The organism is Ruegeria sp. CF3, assembly GCF_056537365.1.
The window spans coordinates 323,803-348,869 of record NZ_JBQFRK010000002.1 but is presented as its reverse complement, the minus strand read 5'-3'; the positions used below and the strand labels follow the sequence as shown (position 1 = coordinate 348,869).

Annotated in this window: 23 protein-coding genes and 1 pseudogene; 10 read left to right on the top strand and 14 right to left on the bottom strand. The window is 54.4% G+C overall.

Translation table 11 applies throughout. From position 1 onward, the window contains the following. Positions 1 to 3 precede the first annotated feature (3 nt). The 3 genes from ACR0KC_RS09360 to ACR0KC_RS09350 all read left to right on the top strand — a co-directional run bounded on the left by ACR0KC_RS09360 (position 4) and on the right by ACR0KC_RS09350 (position 2,799). Positions 4 to 792 carry an SDR family NAD(P)-dependent oxidoreductase gene (locus tag ACR0KC_RS09360; protein WP_223118530.1) on the top strand — a complete coding sequence of 263 codons (789 nt, stop codon included), beginning with the start codon at positions 4 to 6 and terminating at the stop codon, positions 790 to 792. A gap of 91 nt (positions 793 to 883) precedes the next feature. Beyond that, positions 884 to 1,729, top strand: a complete 846-nt coding sequence (locus ACR0KC_RS09355; protein ID WP_480771765.1) for an enoyl-CoA hydratase/isomerase family protein — start codon at positions 884 to 886, stop codon at positions 1,727 to 1,729. An 83-nt stretch (positions 1,730 to 1,812) separates the two neighbouring features. Further along, positions 1,813 to 2,799, top strand: a complete 987-nt coding sequence (locus tag ACR0KC_RS09350) for a zinc-dependent alcohol dehydrogenase family protein (RefSeq protein WP_480706094.1) — start codon at positions 1,813 to 1,815, stop codon at positions 2,797 to 2,799. Between the two features lie 182 nt (positions 2,800 to 2,981). Here ACR0KC_RS09350 and ACR0KC_RS09345 read toward each other — a convergent pair whose 3' ends face one another. Genes ACR0KC_RS09345 through ACR0KC_RS09330 form a run of 4 tightly spaced genes read right to left on the bottom strand, consistent with a single transcriptional unit; the run spans position 2,982 to position 6,141 of the window. Next, positions 2,982 to 3,779 (bottom strand): ABC transporter permease, encoded by a 798-nt coding sequence (locus tag ACR0KC_RS09345; RefSeq protein WP_170625582.1) that lies wholly within the window; start codon positions 3,777 to 3,779, stop codon positions 2,982 to 2,984. Next, positions 3,776 to 4,528: an ABC transporter permease gene (locus ACR0KC_RS09340; RefSeq protein WP_480706092.1), complete on the bottom strand. Its 753-nt coding sequence runs from the start codon at positions 4,526 to 4,528 to the stop codon at positions 3,776 to 3,778. Before ACR0KC_RS09340 ends, ACR0KC_RS09345 begins: the two co-directional genes overlap by 4 nt. Before the next feature lie 9 nt (positions 4,529 to 4,537). Continuing rightward, complete coding sequence (locus ACR0KC_RS09335) at positions 4,538 to 5,302, bottom strand: transporter substrate-binding domain-containing protein (RefSeq protein ID WP_170394204.1); 765 nt, start codon at positions 5,300 to 5,302, stop codon at positions 4,538 to 4,540. Between the two features lie 41 nt (positions 5,303 to 5,343). Next, a complete protein-coding gene (locus ACR0KC_RS09330; RefSeq protein ID WP_480706090.1) occupies positions 5,344 to 6,141 on the bottom strand; it encodes an ABC transporter ATP-binding protein in 798 nt (265 codons plus the stop codon). 77 nt (positions 6,142 to 6,218) lie between these two features. On the opposite strand from ACR0KC_RS09330, the gene ACR0KC_RS09325 reads away from it, so the two are divergent. From ACR0KC_RS09325 to lhgO, 5 genes are all read left to right on the top strand, one after another. Continuing rightward, on the top strand, positions 6,219 to 6,875 hold the full coding sequence (locus tag ACR0KC_RS09325; RefSeq protein WP_480706088.1) for a TetR/AcrR family transcriptional regulator: 657 nt from the start codon (positions 6,219 to 6,221) through the stop codon (positions 6,873 to 6,875). Then, on the top strand, positions 6,872 to 8,056 hold the full coding sequence (locus ACR0KC_RS09320) for a pyridoxal phosphate-dependent aminotransferase (RefSeq protein ID WP_480706086.1): 1,185 nt from the start codon (positions 6,872 to 6,874) through the stop codon (positions 8,054 to 8,056). The genes ACR0KC_RS09325 and ACR0KC_RS09320 overlap by 4 nt, the downstream gene beginning before the upstream one ends. Then, entirely contained in the window at positions 8,053 to 9,657 is a 1,605-nt protein-coding gene (locus ACR0KC_RS09315) for a 5-guanidino-2-oxopentanoate decarboxylase (RefSeq protein WP_480706084.1), read from the top strand. The genes ACR0KC_RS09320 and ACR0KC_RS09315 overlap by 4 nt, the downstream gene beginning before the upstream one ends. Before the next feature lie 3 nt (positions 9,658 to 9,660). Further along, the gene (locus tag ACR0KC_RS09310) at positions 9,661 to 10,443 is read left to right on the top strand and encodes an arginine deiminase family protein (RefSeq protein ID WP_480706082.1); all 783 of its coding nucleotides are present in this window, start codon (positions 9,661 to 9,663) and stop codon (positions 10,441 to 10,443) included. 2,199 nt (positions 10,444 to 12,642) lie between these two features. After that, a complete protein-coding gene (gene lhgO / locus ACR0KC_RS09305) occupies positions 12,643 to 13,842 on the top strand; it encodes an L-2-hydroxyglutarate oxidase (protein ID WP_480706079.1) in 1,200 nt (399 codons plus the stop codon). A gap of 248 nt (positions 13,843 to 14,090) precedes the next feature. Here lhgO and ACR0KC_RS09300 read toward each other — a convergent pair. The 8 genes and pseudogenes from ACR0KC_RS09300 to ACR0KC_RS09265 all read right to left on the bottom strand — a co-directional run. Further along, positions 14,091 to 14,261, bottom strand: a pseudogene (locus ACR0KC_RS09300) (IS5/IS1182 family transposase); the annotation flags it as partial. 419 nt (positions 14,262 to 14,680) lie between these two features. Further along, positions 14,681 to 15,739 carry an aldolase/citrate lyase family protein gene (locus ACR0KC_RS09295; RefSeq protein ID WP_480706078.1) on the bottom strand — a complete coding sequence of 353 codons (1,059 nt, stop codon included), beginning with the start codon at positions 15,737 to 15,739 and terminating at the stop codon, positions 14,681 to 14,683. A 12-nt stretch (positions 15,740 to 15,751) separates the two neighbouring features. Then, positions 15,752 to 16,552 carry a 2-oxo-hept-4-ene-1,7-dioate hydratase gene (hpaH, locus tag ACR0KC_RS09290; RefSeq protein WP_480706076.1) on the bottom strand — a complete coding sequence of 267 codons (801 nt, stop codon included), beginning with the start codon at positions 16,550 to 16,552 and terminating at the stop codon, positions 15,752 to 15,754. Further along, positions 16,549 to 17,403, bottom strand: a complete 855-nt coding sequence (locus ACR0KC_RS09285) for a fumarylacetoacetate hydrolase family protein (protein WP_480706074.1) — start codon at positions 17,401 to 17,403, stop codon at positions 16,549 to 16,551. Before ACR0KC_RS09285 ends, hpaH begins: the two co-directional genes overlap by 4 nt. 63 nt (positions 17,404 to 17,466) lie before the next feature. Further along, complete coding sequence (hpaD, locus tag ACR0KC_RS09280) at positions 17,467 to 18,450, bottom strand: 3,4-dihydroxyphenylacetate 2,3-dioxygenase (RefSeq protein ID WP_480706072.1); 984 nt, start codon at positions 18,448 to 18,450, stop codon at positions 17,467 to 17,469. A gap of 12 nt (positions 18,451 to 18,462) precedes the next feature. Then, positions 18,463 to 19,314, bottom strand: a complete 852-nt coding sequence (gene hpaD, locus ACR0KC_RS09275) for a 3,4-dihydroxyphenylacetate 2,3-dioxygenase (protein ID WP_480706070.1) — start codon at positions 19,312 to 19,314, stop codon at positions 18,463 to 18,465. 51 nt (positions 19,315 to 19,365) lie between these two features. Then, positions 19,366 to 20,877: a 5-carboxymethyl-2-hydroxymuconate semialdehyde dehydrogenase gene (gene hpaE, locus ACR0KC_RS09270; RefSeq protein WP_480771764.1), complete on the bottom strand. Its 1,512-nt coding sequence runs from the start codon at positions 20,875 to 20,877 to the stop codon at positions 19,366 to 19,368. Between the two features lie 2 nt (positions 20,878 to 20,879). After that, on the bottom strand, positions 20,880 to 21,263 hold the full coding sequence (locus tag ACR0KC_RS09265) for a 5-carboxymethyl-2-hydroxymuconate Delta-isomerase (protein WP_480771763.1): 384 nt from the start codon (positions 21,261 to 21,263) through the stop codon (positions 20,880 to 20,882). A 105-nt stretch (positions 21,264 to 21,368) separates the two neighbouring features. Here ACR0KC_RS09265 and hpaR point away from each other — a divergent pair, with 105 nt between their 5' ends. Further along, the gene (hpaR, locus tag ACR0KC_RS09260) at positions 21,369 to 21,809 is read left to right on the top strand and encodes a homoprotocatechuate degradation operon regulator HpaR (RefSeq protein WP_170394006.1); all 441 of its coding nucleotides are present in this window, start codon (positions 21,369 to 21,371) and stop codon (positions 21,807 to 21,809) included. Between the two features lie 34 nt (positions 21,810 to 21,843). On the opposite strand, the gene ACR0KC_RS09255 is transcribed toward hpaR, so the two are convergent. Both ACR0KC_RS09255 and ACR0KC_RS09250 read right to left on the bottom strand, forming a co-directional pair. After that, positions 21,844 to 23,196, bottom strand: coding sequence for an aminotransferase class III-fold pyridoxal phosphate-dependent enzyme (locus ACR0KC_RS09255; RefSeq protein ID WP_170394008.1), 1,353 nt, complete (start codon positions 23,194 to 23,196; stop codon positions 21,844 to 21,846). 32 nt (positions 23,197 to 23,228) lie between these two features. Beyond that, positions 23,229 to 24,008, bottom strand: a complete 780-nt coding sequence (locus tag ACR0KC_RS09250) for an IclR family transcriptional regulator (RefSeq protein WP_170596484.1) — start codon at positions 24,006 to 24,008, stop codon at positions 23,229 to 23,231. Positions 24,009 to 24,117: 109 nt separating this feature from the next. Between ACR0KC_RS09250 and ACR0KC_RS09245 the strand changes: the two genes are divergently transcribed. Beyond that, positions 24,118 to 25,047: a tripartite tricarboxylate transporter substrate binding protein gene (locus ACR0KC_RS09245; protein ID WP_480706065.1), complete on the top strand. Its 930-nt coding sequence runs from the start codon at positions 24,118 to 24,120 to the stop codon at positions 25,045 to 25,047. Positions 25,048 to 25,067 lie beyond the last annotated feature (20 nt).

The window sequence follows — 25,067 nt, the reverse complement described above, 5'->3', positions numbered from 1 at the left end:
TCAATGACCAAGACTATACTCATTACAGGTTCAACCGACGGCATTGGTTTGCTCACGGCAAAGAAGCTGGCCGCCGATGGACACAAAGTACTTCTGCATGGACGCAGTACCTCCAAATTGGACAGCGCTGCCACCGACGTCGGCGGCTATGTCGAAACTTATACCGCTGATTTGAGCGATCTGTCCGCAGTGCGAGAACTGGCTGAAAGCGTAAAGGCCAAACATGACAAACTGGACGTGTTAATCAACAATGCAGGTGTGCTGAAAGCTCCGCAAACTGTGCTTGCGAATGGGCAGGACATCCGCTTTGTCGTCAACACACTCGCACCCTATTTGCTCACAGAATTGCTGATGCCCATCATTCCCGCCGACGGGCGCGTCGTGAACCTGTCATCGGCAGCGCAGGCCCCGGTGAATATAAATGCACTGGAGGGCAGTGTTCCGCTGGCTGATATGGAGGCTTATGCGCAAAGCAAGCTGGCGATCACCATCTGGACCCGGGAATGGGCCAAATCTCTGCCCGATGCACCCGTCATGGTCGCGGTAAATCCGGGATCGCTGTTGGCCTCAAAGATGGTGAAAGAAGGATTCGGCCTAGCCGGGAACGATATGAACATCGGCGCTGATATCCTGATTGACGCAGCATTGGGTGATCGGTTCGCTGATGCGTCAGGTGCCTATTTTGACAATGACAGCGGTGCCTTCGCGAATCCACATGCCGCAGCACTAGACAAAGCACATGTTGCCGACGTCATGAACTCGATCAGAGGTTTGATTAACCAGACCAACTGACCCGCGCTGCGCTAAATCCAGACGCGCTTCCAACTTTAACCTCCCTTACCCCTCGCGCGTGCCGCGTCGAGGCCCAAGAAAGGACTGTCTGATGAAATATGAGAGCTTTCAAACCTTTGACGTTGCTGTTGAAAACGGCATCGCAACAGTCACATTCAACTTTGGCACCGTAAACGTGCAAGGCCAGGAAATGCTGGCCGACCTCAACAGTCTGGCCATGCGGCTAGAGCGAGACCGCGAAACCAAGGTCGTGATCTTTCAATCCGCCAACCCGGAAATCTGGGTCTGCCACTACGATACCGAGCTGCTCAAGGATATGTCGACTGAGGCCGTATCCCGCGAGGACGCACAGCTTTTGGACCTTCAATCGGTCTGCGAGCGGATCAGCAAGGTGCCACAAGCCACCATCGCAAAGCTGGAAGGGTTCGCACGTGGTGGCGGACACGAGTTGGCGTTGGCGCTCGACATGCGATTTGCGGCGCGGGGTAAGTACAAGTTCATGCAGATGGAAGTTGGAATGGGCATCCTGCCTTGCGGCGGCGGTGCTTCGCGCATGGCACGTCAAACCGGCCTTGGAAAAGCGCTTGAGATCATCCTGAGCGCACAAGACTACGATGCGGATGATGCAGAACGTCTGGGCACCATAAACAAGGCTTTGGAGCCAGATGAGATTGGCCCGTATGTGACAGCGCTCGCCGAGCGGATCGCAAAATTCCCGGCAGAGTCGATCAATGCCTGCAAGCAGATGGTCTATGAATCCATTGACAAACCAATTGATGAAGCGCTGAAGGCCGAAACCTATTGGCTGTATCAGGCCACAAGCAAAACCCCGGCGGTCAAACGGTTCACCATCGCGGATGAACAGGGTCTGGAACACGACATCGAAAACCAGCGCAAGTGGGGCGATCTGGTTATGCAGGTTCAGGATATCAACTGATCCGTCCTCCAACACAATGATCACGTCAGGCGTGCGCTGTTCAATGCCGCGCCTGACACTTCGTCAAAAAAAGGAATATCCCAATGAAAGCAATGGTTCTGAACGACTACGGACCCGATGCACCGTTCGAGCTTGTAGAAATGCTCGAACCGGTCGCAACGTCTGGGCATGTAGTCGTCAAAGTGGCCGCGACCAGCGTCAATACCGTCGATACAATGATCCGAAGCATGGGCGCGGATCTACCTCTGACCCCCAATTTGCCCGCGGTCCTTGGCATGGATTTTGCTGGCACAATCACAGCCGTTGGCGAAGGTGTTACAGGTTTTTCCATAGGCGATGAGGTGTATGGCTGCGCCGGTGGTTTGATGGACCTCCCTGGTTCGCTAGCCGAGTACATCAATGCGGATGCCCGCCTGATTGCACACAAACCCAAGACGCTGAGCATGCGAGAAGCCGCGGCGCTGCCTCTCGTGGGCATCACCGCCTACGAAGGATTGACGCGCGCCGGTGTCGGCGAAGGGCAGACCGTTCTGGTTCAAGGCGGTGCTGGTGGCGTTGGTCATGTTGCCGTTCAAGTTGCGCGCCACTTTGGCGCAACCGTTTCGGCAACAGGTCGCGGAGCAGATCAGTTAGCCCTGATCGAGGGTCTCGGTGCGCGCGCGTTGGATTTCACAACCCAAAAGGTCGAGGACTACGTGGCCGAACACACTGATGGCGTGGGCTTCGATGTGGTGTTTGATAGCGTGGGTGGGCCTAACATGACGAACTCGTTCGAAGCGGCCAAGCTCAATGGCCAAGTCGCCTCAACCGTCGCGATGGTCGAGATTGATCTGACACCTGTGCATTTCAAAGGTTTGTCTCTGCACGTCGTCTTCATGCTGATCCCGATGATGCATGATGTCGGGCGTCAATCCCATGGTGACATCTTGAAAACTCTGGCGGAAATGGCGGATGCGGGCCAACTCAAACCAATTGTTGACGAACAGAGGTTTGGGTGGACCAATGTCGATGCAGCCTATGAGCACCTGACAAACGGAGCGGCGGTCGGAAAAGTTGTTGTAGAGCTGTGAACGGAACCGGTCGGGATTGGTGCGTAGAGATATAATTGCGCACCATTCCAGTATGGCCTGATATTGATATCGACCGTCAGTACTCAGCCAAGCTGTATCCAAGTTGCAGCTCAGATTGCTATGAACTCAAAGCACTGGTCGGAGCTGACGCAGCACATGGATCCCCTCCGCTGCTGGCGATATTAACTGATACCGCCATTGCGGTTTCCAGTCCCAAGAACCTTTACTTCCAGCCAGTGGAAACCAAATGCGATCACGCCCGCGACGAGAATATAGAATACGGCCAACAGGATGAGCGGCTCGTAAATAATGAAAGTGTCGGAGCGCACACGTGAAGACACGGCGTAAATGTCGACGACAGTGATCGTCGCAACCAATGGAGTTGCTTTGAGCTGCAATATGGTTTCACCGCCCAATGTCGGCAGGACGTTGCGGATAGCCTGCGGCAACCAGATACGGCGAAACATGGTGAAACGTGGCATGCCAAATGCCTTGGCTGCCTCAAGCTGGCCCTTGGCGACCCCTTTGAAGGCACCGCGCATCACCTCTCCTTCGTAGCCGGCATAGGACAACGTCAGCGCCAGTACTGCATATGGCCAGGCCTGTCGCAAATAGGGCCACAACTCGGAAGAGCGTATCCAGGGGAACTGCGGAAACAAAGACCCAAGCCCATAATACAATAACCAGAGTTGCAGCAGCAGCGGTGTGCCACGGATGATAGTGCAAAATGCCTTGGCCGGGGCGGCAAGATACCAAGGCCCAACCGCCTGTGCCAATCCAAGAGGAACGGCGAGTAGGAAACCCAAAACTACGGTGACCACCAACAGCCAGATTGTCGTCCAAATGCCCTGAAGGGCGAGCGGCGCATATTTCGGGATCCAGTCCCACTGAAGAGAGACGGCGCACCAGACAACGATTCCAGCGAATATCAGCATCATCACAATGCGATGTGGTTGCATCAACGATCTGAAATCAATCATCTGCCCCCTCCCTTCAGAGAGGGTTGGCCGCGACGCGCCCATTTCTCAATCCGAGCGAAGATGCCGCCCGAACATAGCGTTACCATGAGATAAAGAAATCCCGCTGCCAGAAAGAAAGTAAAATAGGCGCGTGTACTGCTTGCAGCCTGGCGGGTTTCCAGTGTCAGCTCGTTGAAACCCACAACAGCGAGCAACGCGGTATCTTTGGTTGCAATCAGCCACAGGTTGGCAAGACCTGGCACGGCGAAGCTCATCATGGCCGGGATTGTCACGCGGCGCATGGTCATGAAGGCGGGCATACCGTAGGATTTGGCGGCTTCGATCTGACCGGGCGGAACCGCCTGAATTGCGCCGCGCAAAATCTCGGTCGCGTAAGCACCCTGGACAATACCCAGCACCCATATGCCTGCGCCAACACCACTGACCTCAACCCGACCCCCGCCCATTGCGGCGGAGATTTTGTTTATGATGTCAGATCCGACGTAATACAGGATCAGGATCAGGACCAGCTCGGGCACAGCCCGGATCACCGTCGTGTAGATGGCGAGAAGATCGCGCGTGACCTTCCCGCCATAGAGTTTGCCATAAGCTCCGAACAATCCGATCACGAGACCGAGGGCATAAGCGCCGAAAGCGATCTGCAATGAGTGGGCCAATCCGCGCAGCAGATTGGCCCCCCATCCCGGCGGCGAGAGCGACAAAAGCTCTGCGCTCTGCGCCAATCCAAGTGATTCCAACAGTCCGTTCACGGCAGCGGCTTAGTAAATGCTGGCCGAGAAATAGTTCGATGTGATCTTCTCGTGCGTGCCATCGGCAAGTATTGCGGCGATGCCTTTGTTCAGCGCCTCACGCAGGTCATCTTGCCCTTTGCGCACGCCAGCCCCAACGCCGCGTCCCAGAATAGCGGGATCATCTGCAACGGCGCCTTTAATTTCACAGCAAGCGCCCGCATCCGAGTTTACAAAGTCGGCCATTGCGATGCTGTCTGCTTGAGTTGCATCAATACGGCCTGCGAACAGGTCCTGATTGGCCTCATCCTGTGTCTGATAAACCCGCAGTTCAGCATCCTTAAAATATTCCTGCGCATAGGCCTGGTGGATGGTCGAAGCCTGAATGCCGACAACTTTACCCGCCAGCGACTCGGGTGTCGCTTCGATATCCATCGATTTGTCCGCAACGATTACAGCGGGTGTGTTGTAGTAAGGATCGCTGAAATCAATGGTTTTCAGCCGCTCCTCGGTGATCGACATAGAGGCCATGATGGCGTCGATTTGCTGCCCGGTCAGCGATGGGATGATACCATCCCAGGCTACAGGCGTTATAACACAGTCCAGTTCAGCAGCGGCACAGACAGCATTGATAACATCGATCTCCCATCCAACCCAGTTGCCTGAGCTGTCAAGCGAAGCGAATGGTGGATAAGGTTCAGCCGCGATACCGATCTTGACCTCTTCGGCACTGGCGACACCAACTGAAAGGATGGCGGCGGCAACTCCGGACGCAAGCAGTTTCTTAAGGTTCATTTTGTTACTCCCTTTTGGTTCATTAGTTTGTTTTGACTGGATCAGGCGACCGAGCTGAGGAACTGCTTCAACCGCTCTGATTTTGGATTACCGAAGACCTCGGCAGGTGGCCCCTGCTCTTCAATGCGGCCTTCGAAAAGATAGACAACGTGGCTGGCAACTTCGCGCGCAAATTTCATTTCATGGGTGACGAGCAGCATGGTGCGTCCTTCACCAGCGAGATCACGGATCACGTTCAAAACTTCGCCGACCAACTCGGGGTCCAGCGCCGATGTGGGCTCATCGAAAAGCATCACCGAAGGATCTACGGCAAGCGCACGGGCAATGGCGGCGCGTTGTTGCTGACCGCCAGATAGATAGGCCGGAAAGGTGTCGGCCTTGTCACCAAGCCCTACCCTTTTCAACAGGTCGTGCGCCCGCGAGATAGCCTCTGCCTTTGGCACCTTGAGGACATGTATCGGCACTTCAATCACGTTCTCCAAAAGCGTGCGATGAGTCCACAGATTGAACTGCTGAAAAACCATTGCCAGCCGCGTTCGGATACGCTCGATCTGGCGGCGGTTCGCGGGACTGCCATCGGCGTGCATTTCAACCAATTCACCGCCAATGGTGATTTTTCCCGAACTCGGCGTTTCCAAGAAGTTGATGCAGCGCAGCATGGTGGATTTGCCCGAACCTGATCCCCCGATGATTGCGACAACGTCCCCCTTGTTGGCAGTCAGGGAAACACCCTTCAGGACCTCTAGCGCACCAAAGGATTTGTGCAGGTCCTCAATCTTTATCGCCTCAACGGACGCAGTGGCTTCGAGTGTGGGTGATGCTGCTTCGGCTGTGTCCATATCCAACAATCTTCTGATTTCAGCTTGCAGTAAGCCTCGAATCTCGCAATTATGCAAGTGTATAATAACTCCATGCCATGGATGACACTGACGTGCAGGACGACAGCCGCAAATTTAAACGTGAGTCTGCTGAGTTTCGGCGCGAGGCGCTGATATTGGCGACTTTGGACCTGATCGCCGAGATGGGCGTCCGCGGTGCCACGGTGCGTGAGATTGCAGCCCGCGCGAACGTGACCCAAGGGTTGATCCGTCATTATTTCTCTTCAAAAGAAGAGTTGGTTCAGGCGGCGTATGAGCACCACATGAATACGCTAACCGATCAGACAGCAGCTTCGTCAGGAATGGGAAGCGCGGTATCTCAGTTGACCAACTTCGTTGACGCGTCGCTACGACCACCAATCGTTGATCCAAGCGCCGTGGCGTTGTGGGCCAGCTTTCTGAACAAGGTGCAACATGATTCAAAAATGCAGCGCATTCACCAGCAGACCTATAACTATTTCCGGGGTCACCTCGAGGAGCTGATCGTCGCCGCATTGCTGGAAACCGGACGTTCAGTTGCTGCAACGGAGGCAACGCAACTGGCCATTGCTTGCAACGCGGTAATCGACGGCCTTTGGATGGAAGGCGGTGCGCTTCCGGACGCGTTTTCCGAAGGGCAACTGGCGCGGATCGGCTTGGACTCCGTGAGCGCCATCCTGGGGATACCATTAAACAAAGAGGCGGAGCAGCCATGAAGACAACATCTGTGACTGAGCGTTTAGCGGGGTTGGGTGGTGCCAAATGGGGTGTGCACCTGAAAGCACGTGACCTTATCAAAGCCGGAGTGGATATCGTCGAAATGACGATTGGAGAACCGGATGTGCCCGTGCCAGCCGCATTGGTAGAAGCCACCGTAACCTCCTTGCGGGCACAACGGACAGGGTATTCCAACGGGCGCGGTGAAGCCGGACTGCTTGACGCGCTTGCTTCTCGCTATTCAGCCTCTCGTGGGCGGCCCTTCGGACCCGAGAACTTTTTGTGCTTTCCCGGGACGCAAACCGCCCTTTTCGCAGTGATGTCCGGGATTGCAGAGGCCGGAGACGAAGTTTTGGTTGGTGACCCGATGTACGCGACATACGAAGGAGTCGTGCGCGCATCCGGGGCGGATATCGTGCCTGTGCCGCTTCGGCCAGAGCAAGGGTTTCGCATGCAAGCCGAAGATATTGCTGCACGCATCACTCCACGCAGCCGCGCCATTCTTCTGACAACGCCACACAACCCGACAGGTGCAATTCTGACTACCACGGAAATTGCCGAAATCGGGCAGCTCGCCATGGCGCACGATTTATGGATCATCTCGGACGAGGTCTATGAAGAACTGATCTTTGACGAGGCCGAATTTGCTTCACCATTGGCTGACCCGAAACTGGCGGATCGTGTCATAGGTGTATCATCCATCTCGAAATCACATGCTGCCCCAGGGTTTCGTAGCGGTTGGTGTGTCGGACCAGCAGCGTTTTGTGAAGCGCTGCTGCCGTATTCCGAAACAATGCTCTTTGGCAATCAGCCCTTCATCGCGGACATGACCGAAAAGGCAATCCGCGACGGGTCCGAGGTTGCGCCCGGCATGGCCGCTCGTTTCTCTGGCCGCGCCACCCTGCTGGCTGATCGTCTTGAAGCAGAAACGGATCTGACGGTTCATCGCCCAGAGGCGGGAATGTTCGCCCTCATCAACGTTTCTGCCACCGGGTTTGATGGCGAAGCTTATGCGTGGGATCTGTTGCAGGCCGGGGTGGCTGTCATGCCAGGGTCCGCCTTTGGCGACGGTCTGAAAGACTGGGTCCGGGTCGCGCTGACGATTAGTGACGCCGATTTTGCCACAGCGGTTTCTCGCATCATTGATCACGCCAACAGCAAATCACGCGAGGTTGCATGAGCGGAATGACAATCGGTGAAGCTTTGGTTGCCAAGCTTCGCCAAAGAGATGTGACCTGCGTCTTCGGAATTCCGGGCGTTCACACGGTCGAACTTTACCGCGGTCTTGCGGCTTCGGGCATTCGTCATATCACGCCCAGGCATGAACAGGGTGCTGGTTTCATGGCTGATGGCTACGCGCGTGTTTCGGGGAAACCGGGTGTGACCTTTGTGATCACCGGCCCCGGATTGACCAACACCTTGACACCGATGGCGCAGGCGCGCGCTGATTCAATTCCGATGTTGGTGGTCTCTGGTGTCAATAAAACCGCTTCGCTTGGCAAGGGCTTAGGACATCTGCATGAATTGCCAGACCAACTGGGGCTGGCCAGAACAGTTGCGTTGGTGTCAGAACAAGTTCCCGACTCCAACGCTCTAGACCCGGTCTTGGACCGTGTTTTTCACGACCTTACCAACGGTCGCCCAGGGCCGGTGCATATAGAGGTCCCGTTGGATGTAGCAGCAGAAAAATATCAAAAAACACCAGTCGAGACGCTCGATCCAGCACCCCCGGTCAATCCAGATTTAATCTCACAAGCGGCAAGGCAACTGGCTAAAGCAAATCGAGTTGTCATTCTGGCGGGCGGTGGCGCGAAACAAGCTGAAACCGATTTACAGACATTGGCTGAAACCCTCGATGCCCCCGTCGTGCAAACCGTCAACGCACGGGGCATGATGCACGGACATCCACTGACCGTTCCTGCCAGCCCGAGCCTCAAAGCAGTACGCGAGCTGATAGAAAGCGCTGATTGCGTTCTGGCTTTGGGAACCGAATTGGGGCCAACCGACTATGACATGTACGCCACCGAGCAAATAGCAGGAAGGTCAGGCCTGATCCGGGTGGATCGCTGCAGCGATCAACTGGCGCGACATGAGGCAGCGCTAACCATTCAAGGTGACGTTAATTTGGTTGTACCGGCGCTGTTTGGGGCATTGTCCAATGAGGCAAAGCAAGACGACGGTGCCGAACGCGCCAGCAAAACACGCCGCGCCGCCTGGGAGGAAATTGGTCCGGGCTATCGCCATCAGGTCGAAATCCTGAACGCTATTCGCTCGGCAGTTCCGAATGCATTGATGGTCGGAGACTCAACCCAACCAATTTATGCCGGCAATCTTTTCTACGACCACGACCGGGCCGGAGGTTGGTTCAACGCAGCAACGGGATATGGCGCGCTCGGCTACGGGATACCCGCTGCCATCGGCGCGTCAATCGCCGATCCGACTGCAAGGGCGATCTGCATTGTCGGCGATGGAGGTGCACAGTTTTCATTGCCTGAAATCATGGCCGCAGCAGATGAAAACCTGCCGGTCACCTTCGTGATCTGGAACAATCATGGATACCAGGAAATTGCCGCGTCGATGCGGGATGTGGGTGTGACCGTCATAGGTTGTGATCCTTCGCCCCCGAATTTTTCTGCATCAGCCAAGTCTTTTGGCATTCCATTCACCAAGGTTCCGGCCGAACCACAGGCCGTCGCGCAGGCGTTGCGCGAAACTGTCGCTTTAGATGGGCCTGCAATGATCGAAGTCATCGCTCCGAAATGTGAACCTCAGAAAGATTGAAACATGTCAGACCCGACCTTTGAGTTCTCCCGCGCCATCACCCGCCGCCCGGCTGCGACCATTGCTGGCGGTTTGCGTGCAAAGGATATTGGAAACCCCGATTTCGAAGGGATGATGGCGGCACATAAGGCTTACGTGGCTGCACTGAAAAGCACCGGGTCTGAAGTGATCGAACTTGATCCCCTTGACGCGTTCCCCGACGCACAGTTTGTCGAAGATACGGCCCTTTGCCTGCCGCAAGGCGCTGTGCTGATGCGGCCAGGCGCACCATCGCGGATGGGTGAGGTGGCAGAAATGGCGCCAAATCTTCGCGCTTGCTACGAGACGGTTCTGGAAATCAACGGCCCCGGCCATATCGAGGGCGGAGATATTCTTGTAACCGGTCGCGAAATTTTGGTGGGCAGATCAGACCGCACTGACGCTGAAGGTGTCGCCGAGCTGTCTAAAATCACCTCCGCGTGGGGCCACAAACTGCGCGAAGTGTTTACACCGGAAGGCGTTTTGCACTTCAAGACAGATTGTTCACTGATGGATGCCGAAACAATCCTGTCTACCCGAAGACTTGATGCATCAGGCTGCTTTGAGGGCTACCGAGTGCTTCATGTTGCTGATGGGGAAGAAGCTGCTGCCAACGCGATCCGCTTCAACAATCTGGTGCTGATGGCTGCAGGCTTCTCACGCACAGCGGACATGTTGGATCGTGAAGGGTTTGAGATCGTAGAAATTGACAACACCGATTGCGCCAAGCTGGATGGCGGCATGTCATGTCTCTCGCTAAGATTTTGAAGGGTTATTCGTCAACCTTTGGTTATCGGCGGTCTTTTAGTTGGCTAATGAATATCAAGCTTTTTAACCGAAAGCTAATTTGCGATTGCCCTCCAAGGTACTAAAAATAGTAAGGATTTTGCGGCGAAGCTTGTATAAACTGCATTCTGAGCAAGATTGGCAGTACTCGATTGACGCTCCTTCCTTGTTCAATGAACGAGATACAAAAAAACGGGTGAACCTTGCATATCCTTTAGTGGGCACAGCGAATGAGCAATCTCTTCCAAAAGACAATCCTCAGCTAGCTCGAACGCTGGTTAGGTAAAACCGATAACGATGCGCCATACTTGACGCCAATTATGGATCTGATTGAATAGGAACACTAACTACCGCCTTCCTTCAGCATGGCCTGGTTGTCACTGGATGACATACCCCAAAGCCCGTTAATCATTGCAACCGTCAACCTGCTGGCCACGACCGAAACGATGTTAGTTTGGAGAACAAACGCATCAACAAGGTTCGGATGGATATTGGGTCCTGAAAGTCCACCCTTTCTATCAGCACTGACATTGGCTGCTATCCCGCGCGAAGCCCTTTTGGAAGTTTTTGAAACATAACCTCGCTAAGAAACTCCGCTCCAAATGGCGAACTAATCGCGGTTTCAATTGTTTCAATAATATCTCGGATCACTTGATTGACACGTTCGTCGTCAATTATCACCAGACGGGTCGGACGCTTCTAAAGGCGAACATCGTTCTTTTCGGGCGTAATTATGATACCAGCATCAACAAGGAAGCTACCGCTCGTTTCGAGGTTTGCCTTTATAGATTGGACCGAGAATATGACTGCCATCAACCATACTTAGAAAACTGAGCCGAACTGCATGTGATATCCATATGCCCGACAACAAACTCGCCTCAACCAATTGTAATCGCGTAACGACCTAAAGCTTCTGCTCCAACGGCGGTTAAGATAATAGAAAAGCGCATTTCCGACATTGGCGCGATTTGCCTTGTCAGTCACTTTTGGCTCCACAGCGGCCATCGGAGCAAATGCTGCATCCTGTGATTTTGTATTGCATCAACGCCGAGCTGTCGTTGTTGGCGGGCATGGCGGATCGGAACATCAGCCATGGAAACGCCAAACTTAACTGCTATACGCTCACTTCGTCCAGCCTGGAACGAAAGGCGTATTGCAGGTTAACAGCGCCCGCTGAAACCAAAACACGTTTGGGCGATCCAAATGCTCCACGAGCTCGCCGAAAATCATCGAGATCTAGCGCCCTTCAACATGGTAATCGATAGCAAGTTGCGCGGCTGCGATCTGATGAGGCTGAAGGTGGTCAATGTTAGATCATCGAGTCAGATCGATCGGCCGCAAAGCCAGCGCCTAAAGAACCCGTTCAATAAGAGAACCAAGGTCACTCAGATCTACAAGATGCGCCCAGCGTACGCGGTCTTCGCAATTCGTTACATAACCGTTGGCAGCACCGGAGCGATAAAGGCATCTTTGCGCCGAGTTTGATAGAGTTGGCTGCTGATTAACGGTGAGGAAATGAGCATGATGGTTGACGCAACATATCTCGGAGTCAGTCGCACGGCGTTCAGTCTTTCGATGATAAAGGGAGCGCGGGCGCCTGATTGGCAGAACCAAGGTCGAAATGAACACAAATCTGTACGCGATCTGCAACAGCCTCGAGAGCCAAATAAACCTGTTTGAGACCGCCGGGCAGGTCAGCGATCACTTCCGTGCGCTGGCATTGATGAGCAGCCTGCCGTTATGCGACGCGGCAGGATCATATAGCGGAAATCTGAGGCGAGTTTCTGCGAGTTCGGTGGGGTCATAAACTGTTTCAGATCGACCTTGTCGATCTCAGACCGTCTGTATAAAACTGGGGCTTTAGATAAGATTATCTCTGCCACATAATCTCGCTTGTTTTGGCGTTTTTCATTGCCCCAGCTATACTTTCGAATACCACGAACGGTACAACATCATGGGTAGCGGACATCCGGTCGATTGCCTTGCAGTTCAGACATGTTGTTGCCTTTGAAGTCTAGTCCCGTTTGAGCCTTCCTAAGGCTCTCTGGCGCATAAAAACTTGTAATAACTTAACCAACATCAGAAAAAGCGAAGCTGACCGGCGGGTATTGCCACTTCATAAACCGCCTCGTAATTTGATCTATGCCCAGCACATCAAGGGCTCAAAATATAGGAGAGTTTATGGATCTCGGAACTTACGATTATGCAGTAGTAGGCGCCGGGATTGTCGGAGTAGCTACCGCGCTGGAGCTTTCCAGACGAGCGCCCAAAGCGCGGATATTGCTAATCGAAAAAGAAGATGCTCCAGCACGTCACCAAACCGGCCGTAACAGCGGTGTGGTCCATACTGGTGCCTACTACAAGCCGGGCAGTAAAAAGGCGCGATTTTGTCGTGAAGGACTGCTTAGAACGAAGCACTATTGCGAGACAAAGGGCTTGAAGTACGAGACACGCGGGAAGCTCTTAGTCGCCACGAACGATCAAGAGAAAGCTCGACTTGGCGACCTGGCGGATCGCGCGCGCCAGAACGGCGTAACAGTTCAAGACCTGTCTTTGGCCGACCTAACTTCCTTGGAACCCAACGTAGCGGGGTGCGCCGCTGTTCGGCTACCAGACACCGCGATTGTAGACTACTCCCAAATAGCTCGGTCACTCCTTGAGGACTTCGTGGCTAATGGAGGGACATTTCTATATTCCACCCCTTTGGTAGGCATCGATAACAGTTATGGAAAAACCGCGCTCATCACACTAAAGGGTATGATCGGGTGTGAGCATCTTGTTGTTTGTGGAGGTTTGCAATCCGACCGAATAATTCGCATGGCGGGACTTGCGTGCGATGCCAAAGTCGTACCGTTTCGGGGGGAATATTATCGTCTTCCAAAACGAAAATCCAAACTGGTCAAGCATCTGATTTATCCTGTGCCTGACCCCAACCTACCGTTTCTAGGTATCCATTTGACGCCTATGATTGATGGATCGATCAATGTCGGTCCGAATGCCATCATATCATTGGCACGCGAAAGATACTCCAAGGTGTCATTCAGCTTAGCAGACTTTCGTGAAATGGCCTTGTTCGCAGGCTTTTGGCGATCTCTTGCCAAGCATCCTTGCGCCATAGCCAATGAAATTCGAAGCGCGGTGTCAAAGCGTTACTATCTCAAACAAGTTCAGAAATACTGTCCAAAAGTTGAATTGCGGGATTTGTGTCACTACGTGGCAGGCCATCGTGCCCAGATCGTTCATCCTGACGGGCGACTTGAAGACGATTTTCTGTTCAGATCTCAGGATCGTATGACGTTCGTATTAAATGCGCCTTCGCCGGCAGCAACAAGCGCTATGCCAATCGCTCAGGAAATATGCGAGCGAGTACTGAGCCAATAGCTAGCTGCAGATAAATCGATGGTCACCGCGCCAACAGAGGTTCCCGCTGTTGGCGTTGTAGTTGGTGCAAGTTTTTGATCGTAGAAATTGGTCGGGCGCGACAGCGTGCTTGAAAGGCCGGTTTGGGATGCTTCCAGAGTAATGGGCAGAAAGCGACTGGTTTTATTCAAAAACAAAGTGTTACGCGCGCAGAATGCAATGATCTGAACACGGCAAAAACGCCTTCCCGATTAGGCTTTGCGTGTTTGTTACGGTGCGGTAAAGATATTGACCCATTTGTGTATGTTCTGGGCGGTGGCAGTGAGGGTTAATTTTCAATTTGCGCCATACGGGCCACAAAATCGGAGCCGTCCTAACCCAAGTACGCGTTTGAAGTGAGCGAAGAGCGTTTCGTTCTTCTTCCGCAGCTTCATCGAGATATCCTACCGGCGGGTCTTTCAATTAGATGACCCTGCTGCACCATGTAACAGCCGGTTCTTTTTCTTGTACGGCTGAACAATGAGAACAAAAAGAAGGAGACTTTTATTTGTTCTTGAGAATTTACAGATAAAACTCAATTGCTTATAAGATGATCTTGGACAAGTTGACCGCATCAATTCACCCCGACGGGTCTGTTGGTTTCCTGCAAACTAGCCGCAGTGCCGTCCACAACATTCTAGGGAGTAATCCATGAGCAAGTGTTCAGATAACCTTAGAAATAGATGCTTGCCTAAGTGATCTTGGCGCATACTCTGACATCGCAACGGCGCCCTGTTACTGACAACAAACGAGTTGTAAACACGCGAGCAGGCAGGAACGCTTAGAAAAACCCATACTATTTCCAGCAAAACAAAAGTCGCTAGTCATCCCAGTTCAGTTCAAGCTCTTCGCGAAAGGCAAACCGTTTTAGGTGATCGGAAATCACTGTCTTCCAACTGTCCAAGTCATCGCGTGGCTGCGCCGAGGCGCGAACTTCCAGTGCTACTGGCGTCGCCTTTAGTTCGACGGCATTACCACTGTCAAAAAAAACGGTTCCAGTATTTACATCGAACTCGACCTGTCCCTTATGTGACCAATGTTTGCACAATTGCTGTAAGTACTTGCTGGCATTTTCTGTTGTCGCCGATCCGATTGCGTTCTGTCGCGGCAAAAGCGCGAGGCCGTTTTGCGCTTTGGCGCGCATGCTTTTTGCGAAAAGGGTGACGTCAATTTCAGTGGCCAGAAAGGTCACGCCGATCTCAAGGCACCTACGCTGCATTGCTGGGTCCAGTGTTAGGATACCCGCGGCTTTACCTGCCGCGACGATGCGGGTCAGCGCGTCTTCAATGGCCTCCACAACATCTGGATGCCCGGCGTTGCCGATATGACCCATGTCGGCGGCCAGATCTGCAGGTCCGATAAAAACTCCGTCTACTCCATCAATCGTCAGAATGTCGTCCAGAGCAGCCATGCCCGCGTTGTTCTCAACCTGTAGCAGCAGACAAATCTGCTCATCCGCCGTATCGAGGTAGTCCGGGATCTCGGCAAATTGCGAAGCTCGCGCAAGGGATGATCCCACACCTCGCACGCCGTGTGGGGGGTATTGCACCGCGCGTACCAGTTCGCGCGCCTGATCAGCGCTTTCGACCATCGGCACCAGAATACTCTGAACACCCGCATCGAGATATTGCTTGATCATCCATGTCTCACCAATCGGTAGACGTGCAACGGGCGCGCTGCCCGAACTTTCGATCACTCGCACCTGTTCAAGGGTCGAGCGCAGGTCGTTTGGTGCGTGTTCGCCATCGACCAACAACCAATCGAACCCTGCGGTCGCGGAAATTTCTGCTGCATATGCGTCGACCATTCCGATCCAGCACCCGACCTGAGGCTTTCCAGCCTTTAATGCGGCCTTAAAGGTGTTCTTTGGTGCGGGCATGTCGCTGCTCCTTTAGGCAAAATTGATGTCGACGGATCCGAACGATCCGAAATCGGCGTGGATTTCCGCACCCGATGGGCATTCGATTGGGCGAATGAAGCTGCCGGACAGGATTACGTGGCCGGGTTCAATGCTCTGGCCGTATTGCGCCATGCGACGGGCCAACCAGACCACACTTTCGACCGGATCATTCAATACGCCCGCACCCAGGCCAGTTTCCTCGATTTCGCCGTTGCGGAAGGTTAGGGCCCCTACCCATCGCAGGTCAAATGCATCCGCTGGGTGGCGTTCCGCCCCTAGTACAATGCCGGCATTTGCGGCGTTGTCGCTGATTGTGTCGAATACAGTGCGGGACTTTCCAGTCCCAGGGTCTGCCCGCTTAATACGAGTGTCGAGGATTTCAATGGACGGAGTAACATAGTTGGTCGCTTGCAAAACCTGATCGCGGGTCACATCTGCACCACCAATGGCATCTTTCATCACAAAGGCAATCTCGGCTTCGATCCGGGGCTGGATGAAACGACCAGCGGGAACGGTGTCTCCATTTCCGAAAGCCATGTTGTCAAACAGAATACCGCTGTCTGGAATATTAATGTTCAATGCATATTGCATCGCCTTCGAGGTCAGCCCGATCTTCCAGCCGATGACCTTGCGCCCTTCCGCCAGCTTGGCCCGATAGATGGCATTCTGCACTTCATATGCGTCATCCATCGCCATTTCGGGATACCGCAATGTCAGTAGACCGATCTGCTGTCGCGTCCTTTCCGCGTTCAGCAGATCGGCGGCAGCGCGCGCGTGGTCTTCCGGGGTCATATCTGCTCATCCTCGATGGTGTTGCTCAGGGTGCCTATACCTTCGACGGATACCTCAACCACATCGCCAGGGGCCAGGTATTTTGGCGGATCAAATCGTGCACCTGCGCCGGTTGGGGTGCCGGTGACGATTATATCGCCCGGTTGAAGCGTCATGAAGGTCGATATGTATTCAATCTCACGCCGGATCGGGAACATCATTCGGTTCAACGTATCGTCCTGCCGCAATTCACCATTCACATGGGTCTGAATGCGGGCGTCGTCCAGTTGGGCGGCATTGGTGAACGGGACCAGCCAAGGGCCGATGGCACCCGATTTGTCCCAGTTCTTGCCTTGCGTGACGTTGAACTTGGCGTGCCGAACCCAATCGCGGATTGTCCCTTCGTTGCACAGGGTCAAGGCTGCGATATGGCCATAAGCATCGTCCTGCGAAATCCGGCGGCCTGCTTTGCCGATCACGATGGCCACTTCACCCTCGTAATCCAGCGTGTGATTTTCGGGCGGGCGGATCAGAGGGCGATTATGGCCGGTAAATCCACTGGCGAAGCGCGGAAACAGCGACATGTATTTCGGCTGGGCACTGCCATCTTTGTATTCCGCGTTGCGATCTGGAAAGTTCACACCAACGCACAGAATGCGACGGACATCCGGCATCACCATCTCAAAGGTAAAATCCGTATGGGTTACCGGCTTTCCTTCGGCAGCCTCGGCCAATTGGCCAAACGCACCAGCGGCGACAACCTCGTAGAGGCTTTTGAACTCGGCAAATTCGCTGTTTAGTGCGACCGCGCCTTCATCAGTGATCGCACCAAAAAATGTTTCACCGTTGGCAGTGTAGGTTGCAATGCGCATCAGGCCTCCTCGGCGTTATGGAACCCGCCCATACTAAGATGTTTTAGATCAAGCATACTTTGCTTACGGTGCGATGATGGGAGACGCAGATAGGTCTGGCTCGTTTACATCCACACCGACAAAGGATGTGCCGTGTTCAAACCAACTGCGCGGCGCCGGAGCGCCCCAGAGCGTCTGACGCTGCGGGTCCTTCAGGTCCCATTTGATCGGCTCCAGATCGGGGTCAACGGTCTGATAATCCGAGCAATAAATCTCAATCCGGTGTCCGTCGGGATCGAGGATATACAGGAAGAAAGCATTCGAAATACCATGTCGCCCCGGGCCGCGTTCGATGTTGTCCACATAGCCGGTGGTGGCCATTAGATCGAGCAAATCGATGATGTTCAGCGGTGTTGGCACCCAGAAGGCCACGTGGTGCATCCGTGGGCCTTTGCCATTGGTGAAGGCCATATCATGCACCCCACCCTTGCGGTGCATCCACGCGGCCCACAGTTTCTTGCTGTCTTCGTCTTCCGTATACTCGGTCACGCGGAACCCGAAATCACTGTAGAATGCGACACTGTCATCGACATTGGTCGAGAAGCAGTTGAAGTGATCGATCCGCAGCGGTTTCACACCACGATAGAGCGCGTATTTCTGATGGATCGGCTCCAGGCGATCCATCTTGTGATAGAACTCCAGCGGTATGCCCATATTGTCCGAGGTTAACAGAGTCCGGCCCTGATAGGGGCGATCAACCCATGAGGTCGGTCGGCCTTTGGATATAAAATACGCCTCGGCCCGATCCAAATCATCCTCGTCGAATGTTTTGAAGCCCATGACCTCGACAGTCGCCGGCTGATCGGATTTCTGCAGGATCACACAGTGGTGTCCACGTTCTTCCATCGCGCGCAAATAGACGTGCGTGTCGCTTTCGTCCGAGACCTGAAGGCCAAGAACCTCTGAGTAGAATTTACGCGAAGCTGACAAATCGCTGACGTTCAGGCAAACATGGCTCAGCCGGATTGTGTTGAAGTCGGGATACAGGTTGGGGGCTGGAACGGGCATTTTAACCTCCTGTTATACGGGGAAGATGACGTTTGTCTGGCCGGTGCCGGAGCTTGGGAAATACTCAGTCACAATCTCGCATTTCTTGTCATAGGTATCCCACCCCAGCGCTCCGTAGAGCATCGACGTGTCATGCATCGAGCCTTCGCCGCAGCAGAAATTGGCATAGTCGCCCAGCATTTTCAGGAACGTGGCGTGGTCGCCGTTCTTCCACATCTCAAGCACATGCAAGTCCATCTGACGGTTGAATTCCGAGCTGATGGTGAAAGTGCCGTTATTGGCGGCATAATCCTTGTTCGCCCAGATCTTGTGCGACAACGAGCCTGACGCGACCAACAGCACCTTTTCATTGCTGGCCTCAACCGCTTCACGGATGGCTTCACCAATGACCCGGCTTTCGTCATGGCTATGCACCGTGGCCCAGGCCGCGACTGAGACGACTTTCATATCATGCTCGCGGCTCATGAAGCGCATCGGGACCAGCGTACCGTATTCCAGTTCGAGACTGTCCAAGTGATGCGCTAAAGTGTAGACGCCTTTGTCCGACGCGATCTTTGCGATGGCATCACCCATTTCAGGATTGCCCTCATAGGAATAGGGCAGGTCCTGGATGAACTGCGGGAACTCGTTCGACGTGAACAGACCTTCGAATTTTTCATTGGCGTTGATGTGGAACCCGGCATTGATCACCCAATGCGTGTCGCAGATGATCACCGTGGTCGCCCCCAGCGCTTTTGCACGGCGCGCGATCTCGCGGTGGCCATCAATGGCGGGCTGACGTTTGCCTTTAACCGGGCCTTCCTGCTCAGACATGAGCAGTGTCGGCACATGGGTCATTTTGGCGGCAAGAACGATTTCTCCCATAGTCTGCTCCTGGAGTTAAGGTTTTTCGCGCGATTGTCGTCTGAGGGGCCGCTATAGCTTGCCCAATTGCATGATCTTGTGCTGGCCTGTGGCAAAGCCGATATGCTTTTGTTCCATGTAGAACTCAAAGCTCCAGTCGCCGCCGTCGCGCCCGATGCCGGATGCTTTGACCCCGCCAAACGGTGTGGGCAGATGGCGCACGTTTTCCGAGTTCACCCAGATCATTCCGGCCTCAAGCTTGTCCGTGAAACGTAACGCGCGGGTCAGATCGTTGGTCCAGACATAGCCGGTCAGACCATATTGCGTGTCATTTGCGATCTGCAGCGCCTCCTCCTCAGTCGAGAACGGGATCACGGTCAGGACAGGGCCAAAGATTTCCTCGCGTGCGATGCGCATTTGATTGTTGGCGTTGGTAAACAGGGTGGGCCGTACGAAGTACCCCTCTTCGCCCACCTTGACGCCACCGGCCGCGACGGTCGCGCCGTCTTCCTTGGCGATGCCGAAGTATGAAGTGACCTTGTTGTAATGCTCTTCCGTTACAAGCGGGCCAATCTCGGTTGCAGGGTCCAACGGGTGGCCGACTTTGATATTGTTCACGCGCTCGATCAGCTTGGCTTCGAACTCTTCCTTGATTGTATCTTGTACCAGCAACCGCGAAGAAGACGTGCAACGTTCGCCGTTGATCGAATAGATCATGAAGATCACCGCATCCAGCGCGCGATCCATGTCGGCGTCGTCAAAGACGATGACCGGGTTCTTACCGCCCAACTCCAGATGCATCCGTTTCAGCGTATCTGCGCCTTGCTTGGTAATGATGCTGCCCGTACGGCTTTCACCGACAAAGGCAATGGCTTTGATCAATGGATGTTCGGTCAGCCGCTTACCTGCGTCTGGACCAAAACCGTTGACAGTGTTCAGCACACCCTTGGGCAGACCGGCTTCTTCCGCGATTTCTACCAATAGCCGCGCAGACAGCGGTGAATCTTCAGCCGGTTTGTGGACGACCGTACAGCCAGCGGCCAGTGCCGGAGCGATCTTCCATGTCGACAGCATGAACGGGGTGTTCCACGGCGTGATGACACCAACGGGCCCGATTGGGACGCGGGTGGTTATGTTCATCAGTGTCGGTGATTTCAGGTGTTGACCATCCCGCGCCTGAACCACCTGATCGGCAAAATAGCGAAAATTCTCAGCCCCTCGCAGGGCGGCTTTGGACATAAAGCGCAGGGTCTGGCCGGTATCCCAGCATTCGCACAGCGCGATCTCTTCGGCTCTTGCCTCAATGCCATCTGCAACTTTAAGCAATATCCGGCGGCGCTCCGGGGCGGGCATGTCGCGCCAATCTGCAAAGGCCTCATGCGCGGCCTGTGCTGCTGTATCGACATCTTCCGTAGTGCCATGGGCGACGTCGCAGATCACCGATTTATCCACCGGAGAGATCGTCTGAAACACCCCAGCTGACCCATCTTGATCTTCTCCTGCGATCCGGTTCTTGATCCCGGTCTTCTTGAAACGGGCAAGGAAACCATCAAGCCGTTCAATATTCTTGTGCAGGTCACTCATGGTCAGGCCTCCAGATGGTCGCGGATCGTGCCGGTTTTGGGGGAGAGGTCGGGATCGATGTCGCGCATCTCAAGCGACAGCGCGATGGAATGCTGCCTCATGGCGGATTCCAGATAGGTTCGGGCCGCCTCGAAGATGCGCTGCGTTGCGTCCTTCTTGATGGCCTGCGAACGACCGGCCCGCAGCCGGATCGAGATATCGATGAACCCATGCTTTGGATTTCCGTCTGCGATGGCATAGTGATCAACACGGATCGCTCGGACGCGAATGCCTGCTAGCGGAAAGGTGTCAACCTCAGCGGCCGTTGCACGGATGCAATCGCACAGACCGCCCATGTCGATCCTGTCTTCCAGATTCCCGGAATATTCGACGTGAAAATGCGGCATGATTCCTCCGTTATTAATTAACATGTTTAGCATTATAAGATTATGTCGTCAAGAAGTTGCGTTGTTAATCTTTGCATTTCCTAGGGCAGCACACTAGAAGGCGGTATGAACACTCAAAGCCATACCAAGAGCACCTCAAGGTCGCTTCCTATTGCATTATTGCGCGCCCGCGAAACGATCATGGCCCCCATCAGGGACATGCTGCAGGACATCCAGATATCCGAGCAAAAATGGCGCGTCCTGCGCGTACTGGATGAGCTTGGCGAGGTCGAGCAAAGCGCTATCGCCAAAGAAGCTTGTCTGTTGCTGCCCAGCCTGACGCGAATATTGCGCAGCATGGAAGCCGATGGGCAGGTCACACGTCGTCAGGACAGCCAGGATAAAAGGCGGACGATGGTGATGATTACAGATGCGGGTCGGCAGATTTTGAAAGACAACCTTCAAGCGTCATTGGCCATTTCAAATAGTATTGAGGCGCAGATGGGGCGAGAGAAGCTTGATGAGCTACTGGACCTACTTGAAGAGCTGCAGGCTGTTAAGGTTTGACCCCGCCAGTTGGCAAGCGGGGTCTGCGCGACGACTACAAACTCGACAATCCTGTATCCAGCGCTGACAGGATCTTGGCAACATCGTCGGATGTGACAATCAGAGGTGGGGAAATGATGATGTTGTTGCCAGATACGCGCACCATCACACCATCCTCATAAGCTGCCTTTTGCACCTGTATTGGCAGTTGTTTGGCAATCGGTGCTTTGGTTGCGCGGTCCGAGACCAGTTCCAGCGCGCACATAAGGCCCTCGCCCCCTCGGACGTCACCGATCACCTCGTGCTTTTCAGCCAGTTTCTTCAAGCCCTCGAACAGCTCATCCCCGCGTGCTGCAGCGTTTTCCCAAATCCGCAGACGATTGATTTCCGAAAGAGCTGCCAGTGCCGCCGCCGCGCCGACGGGGTGACCAGAATAGGTGTATCCCTGATCAACGGATGCCAAGCCGGTTGTATCATTTTCAAATACCTCGGCAACTGCCCCCGAGATCATCGCGGCGCCAAACGGGAAATAGCCATTGGTGATCGCCTTGGCCGTCGTCATAATGTCAGGCTGGACGCCCCAATGTCTCGCTCCGCTTTCACTACCGGTTCGACCAAACGCCGTGATGATTTCGTCTGAAATCAGCAGAATACCGTTCTTCGAACAAACCTCACGCACCATGGGCATAAAGCTTTTGTGCGGCGGAATTACGCCGCCTGCGCCCAAAATCGGCTCCATGATGAAGGCGGCAACCGTGTTGGACCCCTGGAACGCAATCTCGGCTTCAAGCGCTTTGACGCAAAGCTGAGCCAGGCGTTCAGGGTCGGTTTCGTCAAACGGGTTGCGATAGGTCCAAGGCGCAGGCACATGAAAACAGCCTGGCATCATGGGTTCATACACGGCGCGGAACTTCTGATTGCCATTAACCGAAGCGGCAGCGAAATGGGTGCCGTGGTATCCCTGTTTGAGACTGATGAACTTGGTGCGACCGGCCTCACCCCGAACTTTGTGATACTGGCGCGCCAGCTTAAGTGCGATTTCCACCGAATCCGATCCGCCCGAGGTGAAAAAGGCGCGTGTCAGCCCATCAGGAGCAAAGAACTGTGCCAACTCGTAAGACAGCTCGATCGCCTTGTCGTTGCTCGTACCCCGGAAGGTCGAATAATACGGCAGCGCATTTAGTTGATCAGTGATCGCCTGTTTCACCGGATCGCAGGAATAGCCCAGATTAACGTTCCAAAGGCCACCCACGGCGTCGATGGCCTTGTGCCCGTCCACATCGATGATGCTAACCCCTTCCCCGCCGGTCAGAATGGTCGGAGGGTTGTTCCGGCTGTCGGCCGGGTGCGCCATCGGATGCCAGAAATGGCGGGCGTTGTTCTCCTTAAGAAAGTTGGAGTCTTTCATGTTGCGGTTCTCCGGGGGTTGTCCACTTTCGCTTATGGGTGGAACTCGGTTGGAAAGGCCTCGGGCATTTGGCCGCCGAAATTTGCGGTCAGATCGCGCGAGAGGGATTGAAGTGATTTCAGGATCAAGGGCAGGCGCTCATAAGTGGCTCTAATCTCGGGCACGGCGATCGAAATGGTTCCAAGGGCGATTTGATCGATGCCGAAGATTGGCGTTGCAAAACCAAAAACACCTTCTTCGTAGCTGCCGTTGCTGTTGGCCCAGCCAGCCCGCTGGATCAGGGCAACTTTTTCCTTGATCAGATCCGGGTCTGTCAGGGTGGATTCGGTGAAACGTACCTGCGCTTCCTGATCCAGACGATCCAGCAGGAAAGGTGGGCCAAAGCTGAGCATACATAGACCCGCCGCAGTCGCGTTGACCGGGATGATCTCGCTTGGATCAAGGCTGACGCGAACGCTGTGCTTGGTTGTCTCAACCACGATGGCGGTTTGCAGGCTGCCCTGTTCCAGCAGCGTTAGGTGCAGGCTTTCGCCAACCTCCTGCATGGCCAAGTGCATTTTTTGGCGCGCGCCTTCAAGGCCGGGTTTGGCAATCTCGCGCAGTGCCGCAAGCCGCAGCGCAGCTGGTCCGATGGTATAGGTCTTTGACTGCGGGTTTTGTTCGATCAACCCGAATTCTTCAAGCGCTCGTAGGTGACGCAGGGCTGTCGCCTTGTTCAATCCTGACAGGCGCGCGGCCTGACTCAGGCCGATTTCGGCCATCGTGTTTGAGAATAAGTCCAGCATTTTTAGCGCATTAAGTGCGGCACCCATGTGTTTTGCCTCCTTCCGTTGATGTTATCCTTGACAGAATGAACTTAACAAAGCAAGATTATTATTGTTAACTCGGTTCAAATAATGAACCATACACTGGGAGGTGTAAATGAAAAAGTTTATTGCGGCAGCCGTGATGGCCGCCTCGGCAACGGCCGCTTTGGCAGAATACCCCGAAAAGCCGGTATCCTTTGTGGTTCCTTGGCCTCCGGGTGATCTTGAAGATGTCCTGACCAGAATGATCGCAGATGAATTTCAGGCGATGTACGGGGTACCGGCAGCTGTTGTGAACAAGCCCGGCGGCGGTGGTGGTCCTTTCCCCGGCGCAGTCGAAGTCGCCACAGCACCGGCGGATGGCTATACGATCGGGTCGTTTGTGATTGGTGTTCCGGTCATCGGGCCCGAGATTGGTATTCCTGAATTGAACCCGAACCCGTTTGAACCGATCGGCATCTTCCTGACCTACCCGTTCGTAATCGCGTCGAGCAAAGACGCCCCGTTCCAAAGCTGGGATGAGTTGGTGGAACACGGCAAGTCAAACGACGTGGCACTCGGCCACTTTGGCTCGGTTCTGCCACCCACGCAGGTTACTTTTGCCGCCGCTGTCAGCAGCGGTTTCGACTTTGCCAGCGAAGCCGCGTTCGATGCGCTGGACTGCAACACCTTGGCGTCCGGTGACGTTGATGTCATCAACACCACGCTCCAGCTTATTCTGCCCTGTCTGGATGAAGTGAACGTGCTGGCCAGCATCGGCGGCGACCGGATCGCTCTGGTACCGGATACGCCGACAGTGGTTGAGCTTAACCCAGACCTGCCATTGGCGCTGTGGAACGGACTGTTTGTTCACAAAGACACGCCGCCCGAGGCTCGCGAAAAAATCACCGCCGCAGCCCAAAAAGCACTGCAATCGGACAAGGCTAAAAAGCTTGCCGAAGAAACCGGTGCGCTGATCTATTGGCAGGATCCCAATGCTTCGAATGCCCAGATCGAGCAAGATAAAGCGTCATTCGCCAAAATAGAAGAGATTCTAGGCGAGTAACACCCCGGATCGAGGCGCGG

What these genes read in the sequence shown, in the direction of transcription:
- ACR0KC_RS09360 (WP_223118530.1), top strand. Translation starts at nt 4, where the DNA reads ATGACCAAGACTATACTCATTACAGGTTCAACCGACGGCATTGGTTTG.
- ACR0KC_RS09355 (WP_480771765.1), top strand. Translation starts at nt 884, where the DNA reads ATGAAATATGAGAGCTTTCAAACCTTTGACGTTGCTGTTGAAAACGGC.
- ACR0KC_RS09350 (WP_480706094.1), top strand. Translation starts at nt 1,813, where the DNA reads ATGAAAGCAATGGTTCTGAACGACTACGGACCCGATGCACCGTTCGAG.
- ACR0KC_RS09345 (WP_170625582.1), bottom strand. Translation starts at nt 3,779, where the DNA reads ATGATTGATTTCAGATCGTTGATGCAACCACATCGCATTGTGATGATG.
- ACR0KC_RS09335 (WP_170394204.1), bottom strand. Translation starts at nt 5,302, where the DNA reads ATGAACCTTAAGAAACTGCTTGCGTCCGGAGTTGCCGCCGCCATCCTT.
- ACR0KC_RS09330 (WP_480706090.1), bottom strand. Translation starts at nt 6,141, where the DNA reads ATGGACACAGCCGAAGCAGCATCACCCACACTCGAAGCCACTGCGTCC.
- ACR0KC_RS09325 (WP_480706088.1), top strand. Translation starts at nt 6,219, where the DNA reads ATGGATGACACTGACGTGCAGGACGACAGCCGCAAATTTAAACGTGAG.
- ACR0KC_RS09320 (WP_480706086.1), top strand. Translation starts at nt 6,872, where the DNA reads ATGAAGACAACATCTGTGACTGAGCGTTTAGCGGGGTTGGGTGGTGCC.
- ACR0KC_RS09315 (WP_480706084.1), top strand. Translation starts at nt 8,053, where the DNA reads ATGAGCGGAATGACAATCGGTGAAGCTTTGGTTGCCAAGCTTCGCCAA.
- ACR0KC_RS09310 (WP_480706082.1), top strand. Translation starts at nt 9,661, where the DNA reads ATGTCAGACCCGACCTTTGAGTTCTCCCGCGCCATCACCCGCCGCCCG.
- lhgO (WP_480706079.1), top strand. Translation starts at nt 12,643, where the DNA reads ATGGATCTCGGAACTTACGATTATGCAGTAGTAGGCGCCGGGATTGTC.
- ACR0KC_RS09295 (WP_480706078.1), bottom strand. Translation starts at nt 15,739, where the DNA reads ATGCCCGCACCAAAGAACACCTTTAAGGCCGCATTAAAGGCTGGAAAG.
- hpaH (WP_480706076.1), bottom strand. Translation starts at nt 16,552, where the DNA reads ATGACCCCGGAAGACCACGCGCGCGCTGCCGCCGATCTGCTGAACGCG.
- ACR0KC_RS09285 (WP_480706074.1), bottom strand. Translation starts at nt 17,403, where the DNA reads ATGCGCATTGCAACCTACACTGCCAACGGTGAAACATTTTTTGGTGCG.
- hpaD (WP_480706072.1), bottom strand. Translation starts at nt 18,450, where the DNA reads ATGCCCGTTCCAGCCCCCAACCTGTATCCCGACTTCAACACAATCCGG.
- hpaD (WP_480706070.1), bottom strand. Translation starts at nt 19,314, where the DNA reads ATGGGAGAAATCGTTCTTGCCGCCAAAATGACCCATGTGCCGACACTG.
- hpaE (WP_480771764.1), bottom strand. Translation starts at nt 20,877, where the DNA reads ATGAGTGACCTGCACAAGAATATTGAACGGCTTGATGGTTTCCTTGCC.
- ACR0KC_RS09265 (WP_480771763.1), bottom strand. Translation starts at nt 21,263, where the DNA reads ATGCCGCATTTTCACGTCGAATATTCCGGGAATCTGGAAGACAGGATC.
- hpaR (WP_170394006.1), top strand. Translation starts at nt 21,369, where the DNA reads ATGAACACTCAAAGCCATACCAAGAGCACCTCAAGGTCGCTTCCTATT.
- ACR0KC_RS09255 (WP_170394008.1), bottom strand. Translation starts at nt 23,196, where the DNA reads ATGAAAGACTCCAACTTTCTTAAGGAGAACAACGCCCGCCATTTCTGG.
- ACR0KC_RS09250 (WP_170596484.1), bottom strand. Translation starts at nt 24,008, where the DNA reads ATGGGTGCCGCACTTAATGCGCTAAAAATGCTGGACTTATTCTCAAAC.
- ACR0KC_RS09245 (WP_480706065.1), top strand. Translation starts at nt 24,118, where the DNA reads ATGAAAAAGTTTATTGCGGCAGCCGTGATGGCCGCCTCGGCAACGGCC.